This window comes from Streptomyces inhibens (assembly GCF_003389455.1).
In the GTDB taxonomy this organism is placed as follows: Bacteria; Actinomycetota; Actinomycetes; order Streptomycetales; family Streptomycetaceae; genus Streptomyces; species Streptomyces inhibens.
The window spans coordinates 50,067-63,226 of the sequence record NZ_QUAC01000127.1 but is presented as its reverse complement, the minus strand read 5'-3'; the positions used below and the strand labels follow the sequence as shown (position 1 = coordinate 63,226).

At 68.2% G+C, this 13,160-nt stretch carries 16 protein-coding genes; 8 read left to right on the top strand and 8 right to left on the bottom strand.

Going from position 1 to position 13,160, the window contains the following annotated elements; translation table 11 throughout:
* Positions 1-674: 674 nt before the first annotated feature.
* From DY245_RS16250 to DY245_RS16230, 5 genes are all read left to right on the top strand, one after another.
* Complete coding sequence (locus DY245_RS16250) at positions 675-1,154, top strand: hypothetical protein (RefSeq protein ID WP_128507967.1); 480 nt, start codon at positions 675-677, stop codon at positions 1,152-1,154.
* Positions 1,151-1,384 carry a hypothetical protein gene (locus DY245_RS16245; RefSeq protein ID WP_128507966.1) on the top strand — a complete coding sequence of 78 codons (234 nt, stop codon included), beginning with the start codon at positions 1,151-1,153 and terminating at the stop codon, positions 1,382-1,384. Before DY245_RS16250 ends, DY245_RS16245 begins: the two co-directional genes overlap by 4 nt.
* 577 nt (positions 1,385-1,961) lie before the next feature.
* Positions 1,962-2,282, top strand: coding sequence for a hypothetical protein (locus DY245_RS16240; RefSeq protein WP_128507965.1), 321 nt, complete (start codon positions 1,962-1,964; stop codon positions 2,280-2,282).
* Between the two features lie 58 nt (positions 2,283-2,340).
* On the top strand, positions 2,341-2,601 hold the full coding sequence (locus DY245_RS16235) for a hypothetical protein (protein ID WP_128507964.1): 261 nt from the start codon (positions 2,341-2,343) through the stop codon (positions 2,599-2,601).
* Positions 2,602-3,182: 581 nt separating this feature from the next.
* Complete coding sequence (locus DY245_RS16230) at positions 3,183-3,485, top strand: hypothetical protein (protein ID WP_128507963.1); 303 nt, start codon at positions 3,183-3,185, stop codon at positions 3,483-3,485.
* Between the two features lie 89 nt (positions 3,486-3,574).
* Here the strand turns inward: DY245_RS16230 and DY245_RS16225 are convergent, their stop codons facing one another.
* Positions 3,575-4,501, bottom strand: coding sequence for a PhzF family phenazine biosynthesis protein (locus DY245_RS16225; protein ID WP_128507962.1), 927 nt, complete (start codon positions 4,499-4,501; stop codon positions 3,575-3,577).
* A gap of 83 nt (positions 4,502-4,584) precedes the next feature.
* On the opposite strand from DY245_RS16225, the gene DY245_RS16220 reads away from it, so the two are divergent.
* Entirely contained in the window at positions 4,585-5,490 is a 906-nt protein-coding gene (locus DY245_RS16220; RefSeq protein WP_128507961.1) for a LysR family transcriptional regulator, read from the top strand.
* Positions 5,491-5,887: 397 nt separating this feature from the next.
* Here the strand turns inward: DY245_RS16220 and DY245_RS16210 are convergent, their stop codons facing one another.
* Together DY245_RS16210 and DY245_RS16205 are read right to left on the bottom strand one after the other, a co-directional pair.
* Positions 5,888-6,499, bottom strand: a complete 612-nt coding sequence (locus DY245_RS16210; RefSeq protein WP_244943073.1) for a hypothetical protein — start codon at positions 6,497-6,499, stop codon at positions 5,888-5,890.
* Between the two features lie 114 nt (positions 6,500-6,613).
* Entirely contained in the window at positions 6,614-6,808 is a 195-nt protein-coding gene (locus DY245_RS16205) for a hypothetical protein (protein ID WP_128507959.1), read from the bottom strand.
* Positions 6,809-7,039: 231 nt separating this feature from the next.
* Here DY245_RS16205 and DY245_RS16200 point away from each other — a divergent pair, with 231 nt between their 5' ends.
* Both DY245_RS16200 and DY245_RS44400 read left to right on the top strand, forming a co-directional pair.
* Positions 7,040-7,573, top strand: a complete 534-nt coding sequence (locus DY245_RS16200) for a GNAT family N-acetyltransferase (RefSeq protein ID WP_128507958.1) — start codon at positions 7,040-7,042, stop codon at positions 7,571-7,573.
* Between the two features lie 39 nt (positions 7,574-7,612).
* On the top strand, positions 7,613-7,777 hold the full coding sequence (locus tag DY245_RS44400) for a hypothetical protein (protein WP_181923707.1): 165 nt from the start codon (positions 7,613-7,615) through the stop codon (positions 7,775-7,777).
* On the opposite strand, the gene DY245_RS16195 is transcribed toward DY245_RS44400, so the two are convergent.
* From DY245_RS16195 to DY245_RS16175, 5 genes are all read right to left on the bottom strand, one after another.
* Positions 7,768-9,309, bottom strand: a complete 1,542-nt coding sequence (locus DY245_RS16195; RefSeq protein ID WP_128507957.1) for a serine/threonine-protein kinase — start codon at positions 9,307-9,309, stop codon at positions 7,768-7,770. The two genes, DY245_RS44400 and DY245_RS16195, sit on opposite strands and share 10 nt — an antisense overlap.
* 395 nt (positions 9,310-9,704) lie before the next feature.
* Positions 9,705-11,114 (bottom strand): serine/threonine protein kinase, encoded by a 1,410-nt coding sequence (locus DY245_RS16190; protein WP_128507956.1) that lies wholly within the window; start codon positions 11,112-11,114, stop codon positions 9,705-9,707.
* 386 nt (positions 11,115-11,500) lie between these two features.
* Positions 11,501-11,722 (bottom strand): hypothetical protein, encoded by a 222-nt coding sequence (locus DY245_RS16185; RefSeq protein WP_128507954.1) that lies wholly within the window; start codon positions 11,720-11,722, stop codon positions 11,501-11,503.
* 130 nt (positions 11,723-11,852) lie between these two features.
* On the bottom strand, positions 11,853-12,371 hold the full coding sequence (locus DY245_RS16180) for an SRPBCC family protein (RefSeq protein ID WP_128507951.1): 519 nt from the start codon (positions 12,369-12,371) through the stop codon (positions 11,853-11,855).
* A 54-nt stretch (positions 12,372-12,425) separates the two neighbouring features.
* Entirely contained in the window at positions 12,426-13,043 is a 618-nt protein-coding gene (locus DY245_RS16175; RefSeq protein ID WP_128507949.1) for a TetR/AcrR family transcriptional regulator, read from the bottom strand.
* Positions 13,044-13,160: the final 117 nt, after the last annotated feature.

The window sequence follows — 13,160 nt, the reverse complement described above, 5'->3', positions numbered from 1 at the left end:
GCGGACGGGCGCAGCGCCCGCGTCGCGCGAAGGGAGGACACCATGTGCACCAGTAACGCCGCAGCCCTGTTCGGGTCCGCGGAAATCGCCGTGGCAGGCAGCCGCCGCATATCGCTCGTCGGCCGATGCTCCCCCACTGTTGGCTGATGCTCCCGAAGCTGCCTGTGCGAAGACGGTGTGCACGGGTGCCCCCGATACGACGCCGCAGTAGTGGCGGAAGGGCCCGTCCACCGTCGCGTGCCGCCCGTGCCGCGAACTCGCCGCGGCAGGGCCCGCGATGGGTGGATAGCCGGGCTGGCAGCGGCCGGTCTCGCCGTGGCCACCTTCGTCTGCGTCGCCCTGGTCACCGCGGACGGCAGCGGGGTGCGCAGAGCGGGAGCCGGCACGAGTACCACCGCTCCTGCTGCGGCCAATCCCACGGACACGGTCGGACGGACGACTGAACCGCCCGGCAGGTGATCCGGCCCGCAGGCGATCCGCCCGGCAGGCGATCCACCCGGACTCACAAAGAAACCACAAGAACGGCTCCTACCTTCGCGCTCGCATGGCACACACCTGCCGCTGCTTCCCAGCCGGGCGGCCCGTGAGCCACGTGCCATATCCGTAAGCCATAAGCCGTATGTCGTATGCCGTATCTGCGCAGTACACAGCGGTACACAGATGGGAGACTCCTCATGCAGCGTCGCAAGGCGACCCTGACAGCGACCTTCTCTGGCCTCGTCCTCACCGGAATGATGGCCGTAGCCATCCCCTCCTACGCGGCCGACAGCGCACCCGCCGCCCCGCCGGCCTCGGTCGCCACACATGCCAAGGACCCCCAGCACGCCTCCCGGCACGCCAAGGGTCCGAAGGGCGATGGCGCGAAGAAGTTGTGCCACCGGGTGCCGAAGCTGGAGCGCCGGATCGAGCGGCGGATCAAGCGGATGGAGGGCACGGTCGGCACGCCTGGCTCGATCAAGTTCCTGGAGCAGCGCATCGCCAACGCCAAGAAGGCCCATCACTCCGCCATCGCGACATTCCTCGGCGACCGGCTCACCACCCGCAAGACGCTTCTGACGTCGCTCAAGGAGAAGCAGCCCGACCTCAAGGACGTCGCCACCTGGTGCACCGCGAACAAGAACGGCGCGAAGGCCACCGCGAGCCCCACGTCATGAACCGCCGCCGACGCCTGTCGCTTCTCCTGACGGCGTTGCTCACGGTGCCCCTCCTGGCCACTACGGCTTGTTCGCACGCCTCCACTCCGAAGGACGCGGCCCCGCCCGCCGGCAACAGCCCCTCGGTCGCTCCGGACCAGCTCGCGCAGATGCAAAAGAAGGTCGACGACGCCGAGCACGCCGCCGACTCGGCCGACGCGAACGGTAACGCCGACAACTCCGGAAACTGACAACTGACAGCCGACGACAGCTCCGTAAGCGGACATCTGTCGCCTGCAATCTGCCGTCTGCGCCCCTACGGAGAATTCCCGGCGCAGGCGGCACATTGCGACGACGCCGCCGGTCACCCGGTGGCATCCGAGGACCGTACCCGCCGCCGTTCCCGACGTAATCGCCGGCGGCGCCCGTACGACCGGCCCGCGGCCCTCACGCAGGACACGTTACGCATCAGCAGAACGTCTCACGCATCAATTGCCCATGCAATTCGACGGATTCGGGTTGGCACAATGCCGCCTGACCACAGTATGAACATCCAGCCCCTCCCATACACTCTCGTTTACTCCCGTTCTCCCCCATCACCACCGTATCCGTGGCCGGCCGACTTCATTACCACAGCCCTTCCGCAAGAGCCCCCATCCGGCCAGCATCAACGTTCCAGCCAAAGCCCGTCGTTTTCCCACAACAACTCCGACGAGCCGGTAGTTTCCTTTCAGCTCCCATAACGGAGTCAGCCGAAAGCGGAGGTACGCAGAGGGTCCCGGGCCATCACAGCCCGGAAGCGCCACGCACCAGTGAAAGGAAACCCACATGACCACTGGAATCAAGGGCTGCGACAACCAATCGAACTCCTACGTGTCATTCGTCAACGAGGAGCACGCCGGGGACAGTGAGTCCGTGAACCCGAGGACGTACAGCGATGCGTACGCCTGGATCTCGCAGCACAAAGATAGGCCGCTGAGCGTGCAGACCGGGCGGGGACGGTGCATCATCTGGGACGACGACTGGAAGGTGAAGGGCCAGTGGGACGACGGCAAGGGGGAGTTCATCCTCGCCAGCGTCCAGAGCAGCCCGCAGGACTACCGGATGACGGTCAGCAGCACGGGTGACATCTCCCTGTCCGCAGTCTGATCCGAGGTATCGGACGCGAAAGAGGCATCGGACACGAAAGAGGGGGAACGTAGTGCCCATGCAGAACTGGCGTATCACCAACGCCATGGAGAACGCGACGGGAAACTGGGTGTACTACATTTGCACCGCCGTCCAGGCGTTTGCGAATCTCCATTTCAGCCGCCACGTCGACAATCCTAGCGACGACCACATGGCAACGAACGACGGCGCCTATTACTACTACGGCGTAACCGGCACGTTCAATCAGGCCGCCCAGCAGGCCGATCAATCCGTGCGGCAGATGCTCGTGGACGCCTGGAACGACTACTTCAAGGTGTAGCCCGAGCTGCCTGCCACGCTGGCCGATCCGCGGGGTCCATTGCCGCCCCCTGTTCCCACCCTCTTCACGGGTACGACTCGGCAGCCAGGCCCCACGCGTGGGCATCCGAATTGCCGTGCGGCGCACGTCATATGAGGAGCCCCACCGGTCGGTCAATCGGTCACCACTACGCTACGGCCCCCGCCCATCTCCCGGCGGGGGCCGTCGCCATGCCTCAGCCTCCCCCGAGTGGCGAGAGCGCGCCAAATAGACTTCGTCCCCTGCCGGTTCGTCCGCCGGCACCACCCGCAGAAAGGCACCGCCATGCCCGACCAGTGCGTAACACCGCCGTCCACGGCGGCACCCGCGCCGTCCCCCTCGCCGACGTCGTAGCCGCCGCCAACTTCCCATGACCGGTACCAGGACACCGACCACATCCCATAGGTGTTCCGCGAGCTGGGCCTGCCCCTAGTGCACCGCGTACGCTGGCGCGGCCCGAAAGACCCAACTCGTACCCGTCCAGGCAGAACTCGCCGTCCCCACAGCTAGACCCGCGCCCGCCGGTCCAACCCCCAACACCCGCAAAAGGAAACACTCCACCAGTGAAGAAGAGCGCCATAGCCGGCGGCTGCATTCTCGGCCTGCTCATCATCGTCGGCGCCTGCAAAGTCAGCGCCGCTACCAACGACCCGCTGACTCTCGCCGAATTCGACAAGATCAAGGCCGGCAGCAGCGAGAAGACCCTGCTCCAGTACGCCAGCACCTGCCAACAGGACGGCGAAGCCGAACCCGCCCACAGCGACGAGGCCACCTGGACATGCTTCGGCGCCGACGGAAGCAGTAACGCGGTGTTCTTCTACTCCGAGGGCGAGCTGTTCAGCAAGGCGCAGACCGGGCTCGTATAGGCCTCCAGGCGCCGGCCTGCGCCTGCCCCGGACGGCACCCGGGTGCGGTGGGCGCCGGCCGGTCAACTCCGCCATCGCTCAACCGGCTCTCACTGCCCCGGATCCGGGATAACGACGGCCTGGCCCGTCACCCGTACCCGCGGGTCGTCGGGGTGGAGGTCGACGTAGAGGTCGCTGGGGCGGCCCATGTCCTCGCCCTGCCGGATGTGCACCCTCAAGGGCTCCGTGACCAGGCCCAGGGCACGCAGGTACCCGCCGAACGCCGCGGCCGCGGCACCGGTCGCCGGGTCTTCCACGACGCCGCCGACCGGGAAGGGGTCACGGGCGTGGAAGTCGAGGCGGTCCGGGGCCTGGCGGTGGACGAGGTGCACGGTGGTCCAGCCGTGGTGCCGCATGATGTCGTGCAACGCGTCGAAGTCGTAGTCGAGGGCGGCGAGTCGCTCCCGGCTCCTGACCGCCAGGACAAGGTGGTCGTTGCCCCCGAAGGCGACATGGGGCGGCAGATCGGCGTCCAGCTCGTCCCGGCTCCAGCGCAAGGCGCGCAGCACCGGCTCGACCAGGGTTTCCTCCGCCGGGTGGGAGTGGGTGGGCACGCTGGTGAGCGTGGCGCGGATCAGCCCGCCCTCGGTCGTGGTGCCGACCCGGATCTCCCCCACCGGCGTGTCGAACAGCAGCTCGCCGGTTCCCGTACGGGAGGCGAGGGCGACGGCCGTGGCGATCGTGGCGTGTCCGCAGAAGGCGACTTCGGCACGGGGGCTGAAGTATCGCAGCCGGTAACGGCGGGCCTCGGTGTCGCCTGCCGTCACGAACGCAGTCTCCGAGTACCCGACCCTGGCGGCCACGGCGAGCATCTGCTGATCGTCCAGGGCTTCGGCGTCGAGCACCACGCCGGCCGGATTGCCGCCCGCGGGGTCGGCACTGAAAGCGGAGTAGCGCAGTACGTCGATCGTGTCAGAAGTGGCGAGGGTGGTGTCCGGGAGCGGGCTCGGACCGGCAGCGGAAGTCTGTGTGGTCATGCGTCCACGTTGTCACTCCACGCCCATCGTGTCCAACGATGGTTCTTGCTCGACTCCATCGGCTAACGCGATAGCGTGCGCGAATGGACACCAGACTTCTGCGTACGTTCGTGACTCTCGCAAGAGCAGGGAGCTTCACCGCCGCCGCCCGCTCGCTCCATCTCGCGCAATCCACGGTCACCGTCCAGATCCGCACCTTGGAGAAGGAGTTGGGGACCCCTTTGTTCGACCGGATGCCGTCGGGGACGATCCCGACCCGTGCCGGGCTGCGGCTGCTGGAAGAGGCCGAAGAGGTACTCGACGCGGTGGCCAGGCTTCGCGCGGCGGCATCGGCTGCCCACGGTGACGCCGAGAGCGGGACGGTCGAGGGGGAGGTCGCCGTCGGTGCGGGTGATTCGCTGTGTTCCTCACGGCTGCCCGCGGTGATCGCCTCCTTGCGGCGCAGTCACCCCCGACTGGATGTCCATCTGGACGCCGTCAGCACGGCCGCGGCGGTGGACGGACTACGCACGGGCCGACTCGACATCGCGTTGCTGCTGGAGCCCGAGGTCGCCGAGAACGATCTGCTGGCCCGCAAGATTGCGAGCGAGCCGCTGGCGTACGTGGCGGCACCCGATCATCCGCTCGCCGGACGGGCGGCCGACTGGGACGAGCTGGCCCACGAATGCTTCTTTCTGCACGAGGAGGGCTGCTCGTACAGTGACCGGCTCATGCGGACATTGCTGGGTCTGCCCGGGGCCCGCCCCCGGATCACCCGCTTCGGCAGCATCGACGCCGCCCGGTCGTGCGTCGCGGCCGGTCTCGGCCTGACCCTGCTCCCCCACGTGACGGTCGAACGACACCTGGAAGAAGGCCGGTTGGCGGTGGTGAACGGCCCTGACGCCCAGCCTGTGCCCGTCCAGCTCGTCCGGCACCGCAGACGCTGGTTCTCGCCGGGTGCGCGGGTCGTCACCGAAGAACTGACGCGCGTGTTCGCCGCGGCGTCCTGACCGGCTCTGAACGTGCCGTTGCCGCACGCCGGGAGCGCGACCGCCGCCAACCTTGCTCGGTTCGAGGAACTGAGAGCTCGGGTCCGCGCATTGGATAATCCCAGCCGCCAACGGATGCACAGCCAAGGGTTGTCCCGTAACTGCTGGCCACGGACGCGATGATCTTGGTGTGGCTGGTGTGACCACGGCGTCAGAGCCGTCTTGGACAGCCCCGTTCACAAGGCCGAGACCGCGCTGCTTCGGCAAGCCGGTTGCCATCGGCCAACGCCTGCCTGGCAACCGCAACGACTGCCGGGCCTGGGAAGATCCGGCGCCAAGGCCGCGGTCGGCAACACCACTCGGCATCGCCCGCCTTCACAACCTCGCCCTCACAGGGTAACCACCGGTCCAAACGGGGCTAGTGGCAGTCAAAGCGGTGCGCATACGGCAGGTCCGGGCACTGGCAACAGAGGAAGATGTATATGCCTCCGGCGTCGCCCATATCCATGTCCGGGCCGAGCGTGTCCAGGACTGCTGGGTCCGCCGGGGACTGCCACAGGGGCTGCGTGTCCCCGGGGCGGTGCTCGTCCAGCGGGAGCCAGCGGCCGTAACCCGGCTCCCCGGTGACGCTGAGGAGATGCTCCATACGATGGCCGCGGGCGCAGTGCGGCCAGTTCGGGGGCTGGGTCCAGGCCGGGTATCCGCCGACCTTGTTCTGCAGGGCGCTGGCCACCTCGGAGTACCAGTACCCGAAGCGTTCCTCGAGCTCCCGCAGGCGCGGAAGCAGGGCCTGCCTGAGCTCCTCCGGCAGGTCCCACTTCGGGTACTCCACCGCCGGGGTCGGGGAGACCGTGCAGGGGCGGGGCATGAAGTCCTCCTCGTACTCGCCCTCGCCCGGCTCCGGTATGTCCCGCAGCAGCCCCGCGGCGACGGTCTCGGTCTCGGTCTCGTTGCGCCAGTACAGCCTCGGCAGTGCAGCGCCGGCCGGGTCCTCGGGATGGATCAGGGGGCACCAGACGAGCTGCAACACGTCCTTGCCCGCAGGAAACTCGAGCCGAGGCACATCCCGGGCGAAGAGCTGGACCACTGGCACCATGGGCGCAGACTCCGGCGTGATCTCCCCGTCCGGCATGAGCCCGGGGCCTCACCAGTGCCCGGACTGGGCGCAGTACGGCCAGGGGTCCCCGGCCAGCCAGAGGAGCGGGCCGCCCATGGAGCTCTCATGGACACCAGGGTCCCCGGTCCGCGGGTACAGCAAGGTCGTCTCCTTGGCGAGGCCGGCGAACTCTGGTATCAGCGCCTCCAAGTCGAAGGGCGATTCAGGGATCTTTCGGGCCACGCTGCGAGTCCTCCTCGGGGGGAACCTGCCGGTTCGCATCACGCGCAAACTACCCACCCGCACTGACAGCCAGGGTTGTCCCCTCTGCGATCGTGGTCAGTCGCCAGTCACGGGACAGCCTTTGGACGCAGGCGCAGGAAACAACGCCACTGCGATGTGGCGGAACGCCTCAACAGGCAACCGCGAGCACCTCACTTGGCCGGCAGTCGGCTCGGGCAGCATCATGCAGGGATGACTGGGAACTCACCTTCCGCGTGGCCGGCCGTGGTGCGGCTCGCGCAGTATACGAAGACGGAAATCAGCGAGATTCTGGGAGACGGCGACGACCCGTTCGGCGTCGCGGAGGCCGGCCTGAGTTGGCTGCCCAAGGAGGAGCACTTCGGCATCAGGCGCGATGGCTGCCTCGTGGCGCACGCCGGTCTGTTGATGGTGCCCCTTTCGATCGGCGGGGTCGAGACCAAGGTCGTAGGCCTTGGCGGGGTCGCCGTCACACCGGAGTTGCGGGGGCATGGCCTGGCGCGGATGGTCGTCACGGCCGCCCTGACACACGCACGCACGATGGGGCCGCAGCACGGGCTGCTCTTCTGCCGACCGCCTCTCGTCCCGCTGTATCAGCGGCTCGGGTGGCGAACGCTCCAACAGGACGTACACGTTGAACAGCCAGATGGTCCCGTGGTCATGCCGCTGCGGACCATGTGGACGCCGTTGCACGACGACGCCAGCTGGCCTGAGGGGCCCGTGCGCTTGCTCTCGCTGCCTATGTGACCGGCGGTTTCGCCCACCCGGCCGGGACGTGGAAGGAGAGTGCGCGAAACGGTCGGGTCCGGCGCATTCGATCTGGCGCTCCTGCTCCTGATGGGCGCCATCTCGCGCGATCGGCGGCTCGGCGGCTCGGCGGCTCGGCGGCTCGGCGGCTCGGCGGCTCGGCAAAGTCGACCGCCGATCGCGCGCACGGGCCGTTATTCCTGAAAACGGATTCCGTTGACGGCGTTGTCGAAGACCGGGCGGTACGTGGTCCACTGCGCCGTAGGAGCACTGAGATAGATCACGTACTGGGTGCCGTCGGAGCCCGCAAAGGCCAGTTCCACGGCCCGGAAGTCCCGCGTTCTGCCCTTGAATGTGAATTCCCAGTATCCGGCGGGACTGCCCCGGAATTTCGTCGCGCTCATGCGCACCCGCTCGTACCTCGGGTTGTCCCGGCGGGTCTGGGCCTCCTCGACCTCTCGCCAGTGCCGCAGCGCATCGGAGCCGGCGAACCGTTCGGCGGTGAGCCGCAGCCCTACCAGGCCGGACGGGTCCACATACGCGACCTCGCCGTTGTTGGTGGTCGTCCGGCGCCAGCCGTCCGGGACCGGAACCGACAGGCCCATGTCCTCCTTGCGGAGGCGGTAGCCGGCGGGAACGGGCGAGGGTGAGGGTGCGGGTGAGCTGTGCGGACCGGCCGTAGAGCCGCCGGAGGCGGGGTCCTTCGGCTCGTCGGAGCCGCCGTAGCCGTTGATGAGCAGGGGCCCGCCGGCCACCGCGGCGGCGACGGCGACGGCCGCCAGGGAGCGCAGCGCCACCCGCCGGCCGCGGCCCGGTTCCGCGGCCATAGGTGTCTTGGGAACCGTGTGTGTATTCGAGGCCGTACGTGACGCGGCGTCGACCGCCAGGGGAGGTGGCCCAGTGGGTGCGGTCTGTTCCCCGGCCGCCTGGGCCAAGAGGCGTTCGACCTGAGGGGCGTCCATGCGCGCACCAGGCTCCTTGGCCAGCAGGCCCTCGATCACGCGGGACAGTTCCCCTGCCCCGCGCGGGGGCTCGAGCTCGTCGAACGCGATGGCGTGCGCGGTGGCGAAGGGCGTGGCCCGCCTGAATGGGGGGCGTCCCTCCACGGCTTGGTACAAGGTCGCGCCCAGGGCCCACAGGTCGGAGGCGGGGCCGGGATCGCCTGCCTTGCTCGTGAGGCGCTCGGGAGCGACGTAGTCCATCGACCCGACCCACTTGCCGGTCGTGGTCAGAGAGGGCGTCCCGGCCGCCAGGGCGATCCCGAAGTCGGTGAGGATGACCCGGCCGTCATGCCCGAGCAGGACGTTGGCGGGCTTGACGTCCCGGTGGAGGACTCCGGCATCGTGCGCCGCACGCAGCGCGGCGGCCACGGCGCACCCGATGCGTGCGGCTTCGCCGGGCCCGAGCGGACCGCGTTCCTTGATCGCATCACCCAGAGTGATCGAGGGGACGTACTCCATGACAAGGCACGGCAGGCCCTCGTCGTCGACGACATCGTGGACGACGATCACGTTGGGATGCGTGATCCGCGCAGCGCTGCGCGCCTCGCGGCGCATCCGCTCGTGCAGGATCCGGACCTCGTCATCGTCCAGGTGCGGGGGAACAATCAGCTTCTTGACCGCGACATCGCGGCCCAGAAGCACGTCCTCGGCCCGCCAAACCGTTCCCATGCCGCCCCGACCCACACGCTCGGCCAGCCTGTAGCGGCCGACCAGCAGGCCCCCCGGATCGGACACGTCGAACCCCTTACTCGTACCACCGCTCAAGAAATCGCGGCGGCCACCATAGCTCCTGCGACCGCATCGCCGGACACCTGTCCGAACCCGGAAGGAAGTATGACGTTCGGCAGGTGGAGCGCTACTGCGCGTGGCGAACAGCGGCTCGGCGGGTGGCGGCAAGCGGGCAGGCGGGCAGGCGGCGAGCCTGGGCGTGCAGCCGTATGCCCTCATCTTGGTCGGTGGGGGGTGATGGACGGTAGGCGCGGGGGCCGGGACAGTGGTCGGACGATTCGCCCTGGATGCATTCCCGCGGCATGTCCTGATGCGGAGGATCCGGTCGGGCGTTCCCGGGGGCCACGTGCGCGGCAGCCTCAGCAGGGACCGGCAGGCGTATCCCCTGGCGAGCCGGCTCCTCACCTCGGCACGACGCACAGGATGGCGGACCGATTGCTGGCGTTGAGGAAGTTGACCTGCTGGCGGCCGGGGGTGTTCTTCCACCCCAGGTCGCGGGTGGTGCAGCTGTCACTCGAGGACGAGGACGCGATGGTGATGGGGACCAACCGGTCGAGGACGGTGTATTTGGTGGCTGCCGACCAGCACGGAACCTTGACCCACTGGGCCGGCGGGTTGCCCTGGGGGTAGACATACGAGACGCAGTCGCCCACCTGCGCGGTCGAGATCTCGCCGTTGAGCCCTTCGCTCACCCAGTCGGCGAAGGGCTGGTTGTAGCCGTACAGCAACATGGCTATCAGGGCAGCAACGAGGACCAGGCCCCCGTAGCCGGTGGATTGATCCGCACCCTCTTTCGCCGGCGTGCTCCGCGCCGTCGGCGTTGCCGGTTCCGTGACGGAGGGCCGCTTCGGCGTCGCCGACGGGTCGACGGACTTGGGTGTGGTGGCCGGCTTGGGCTTGCTGACCGACTTGGGCCTGGTGGTCGCCTTGGGCTTGGTGGTCGCCTTGGGCTTGGTGACCGGCGTGGGCTTGGTGACCGGCTGCGGCCTGGTGACCGGCTCCGGCGAGTTGAGCAAGGCGAGCGCCTGGGGGATCGTCGGGCGCTCGTCCGGGTCCTTGTCCAGCAGTTTCATGATCAGTGGCGCGAGCCGTCCCGCGCGCCGTGGCATCGGGGCCTCGTCGTACGCGACCGCGTGAAGCGATCCGGCCGGGGTTTCACGGAGGAACGGCGAGACGCCTTCGACAGCCTCGTACAGCGTCGCCCCGAGCGAGAAGAGGTCGCCCGGGGCCTGCCCCTTCTCGCCGCGCGCCCGCTCCGGCGAGATGTATCCAGCCGAGCCTATGACCGCCCCGGAGTCGGTCAGCCCGGGGTCGGTCTGGTTGACCGCGATCCCGAAATCGGTGAGCAGGACCTCGCCGTCCGCCGCCATCATGACGTTCGCCGGTTTGACGTCGCGATGCACGATCCCCGCCTTGTGTGCCATGGCGAGAGCCTTCAGCAGCGCAACGGCGGCGTTCGCGGCGGTATCCACCGACAGCGGACCGTGCGCTTTGAGATGCGCTTGCAACGAGCTTCCGGAGACGAGCTGCATGACGATCCACGGGGCGTCGTTCTCGATGACGACATCGTGGACGGTGACGATGTTCGGATGGTCGCGCAGCTTCGCGGCGTTGAGAGCTTCGCGTTGGGCGCGCTGCAGCCGCTCGGCCTGCTCGGCGGCCGGCATCGCCGGAGGCAGCCATAGCTCCTTGACCGCCACATCGGTGTGGAGTCTCTGGTCGTACGCCCTCCAGACCCGTCCGAATGCCCCGGCCCCCAGACCGTCGACGAGCCGATAGCGGCCACCAATTATCTGACCTCGCTGCGTCACCTGTCCCGCCCCCCGGCTCCAAATCCAGCACTCCGGTAGGACTTTGGCATTCCTTCTGGAGTACTGGAAGCCACCCCCGGGACCCGCACCGCGGACGACGGGAGTGATGTCGTAGCAGGAGGTCGAGAACCCACACACGCATGCGGCCTTGATGCCAGGCCAGGATGTGGCCGACGCCCCCTGCTGCGGACCACGATCACCCTCAACGTGCCCGTCCCGCAGCGCGGACACAGAGCCTTCCTCCCGCCCCGTACCGCATCCCAAACCTTGTTGCCCTTGTCCAATCACAGCACCAGCATCAATAACGCCAACGCAACGCCGATACAGACCAGTTGGACGACCGGAGGAGCGACGCTGTGATGTTCACGTCCCTCCACCATGTCCTGCTAGGTGTAGTGGTGGCCCAAGGCGCCGTGCCGGATGTTGCAGATATCACCGACCCTCATCGCCTTGCCGTCGCACGCCGGGTTGGCATCCCCGCCGCGCTGCGACATCCACACCGGCACCAGCCCCAGTCCGATGACGAAGGGGACGCCTAGCAGCGCAACGCCGCCCTTGACCGACTGACGTCCGGGGATGGGCGGCGGCAGTCTGCTGGTCGCGCTCACCCCCACCTACGCGACCACCGGAGTACTGGCCCCCATTCGGTAGGAGATCGTTCCGCCCCTCACGCACAACAACTCCGAGCCGTTCACATGAACCAAGACCCATCGACCCGATCATCAAGGCCAACAGCCGCTAAGGCGTCAGGATTTCCGGATCGGGACGCTCGGCGGGAGCCGTCTCCAGGTGTGCCTTGAGGCGATGCAGTGTGGTGCTGATGTTGGCGTCGTTGGTGCCGATGCGGTCGGAGACGCCGGTGATCAGCATGGCGAACGGGATGAACCACAGCGGGACCCGCAGCCAGTTGGTCTCGGTGACGGCACAGCCCTCGGCGGTGGGCTCGATGTCGTACTGCCAGCGGGATATGGGGATCTTGAGCGGCGCCGCCACCTCGTACGCAAAGCGCCGGCCGGGGTCAGCGTCCGTGACGCGGCAGGTCGTGACCCAACGGCGGGGGCCGTTGCGGTTGTAGCCACGGAAGCGGGCGCCTACCGCCGCGGCCTTGGCGCCGCCCAGCCAGCGGGCACGGTGGACCTCCTCGGCGAGGCCGATCATGACGGGAGGGTCACTGATGATCCGGTACGCCTCGGCCGGGGTCACCCGGATGGTCACCGTGCCGGTGGCCGCGGGGTCCGGGAATCGCGGTATACGCATCGGGGTCCTCTCCGCTGATGTAATCACTGATTACATCAGCGGAGAGGGTGAGGGTCAAGGCCCCTGAAAGTCGGCGGAGTTGACGATGCCCAGGCCGCAGGTGTCCAGGACCTGTTCGGCCAACTGTTCCGCCTGCTCCGGCGGCAGATACCCATCGACAATCATCTGGGACAGGCCGTAGACCAGCGCCTGACCGGCGAGGCCCACCACTGCGGGGTCACCTGCGCGCAACTCCCCTGCCTGCTGCCCCGCGACGATGATGCCGGTCAGGGCCTGTTCGATACCTGAGAGGCGCTGGCGCAGCTCAGTCGGCTGACGGGAGCCGAACACCTTGGATCTGATCAGCTCGAAGCGGTGCGGGTGACGGATCGCGTACCGCACGAAACCGAGACCGAAGGCGCGCATCGCCGGTCCCTCATCTTCCGCGACCGCGGCGAGCTGCCACTGCTCGAAGTCGGCCAGAATGCGCCCGACGACCGCCGTCAGCAACGCCTGCCGGTCGGCGAAGTGCCGGAACGGCGCCCCCGGCGACACTCCGGTGCGGCGTGCGACTTCGCGCACGGTCACCTGCTCCAGGCCACGCTCGTCAAGGAGCTCTAGCGCGGCCGCGGTGAGGGCGTCCGGGAGGGAGCCATGGTGGTAACCGGCGCGTTCGACGGGCTTGTCGTCCATGTGAACAGTGCTACCACAGGCAGTGGGGCGCCCAGTGACGAGGAGAACGACGCCCGACTGCCCGGCTGACCTCAATCACTTCGCGACTCTCTCGATCTCGACGGACGGGCCGATCCG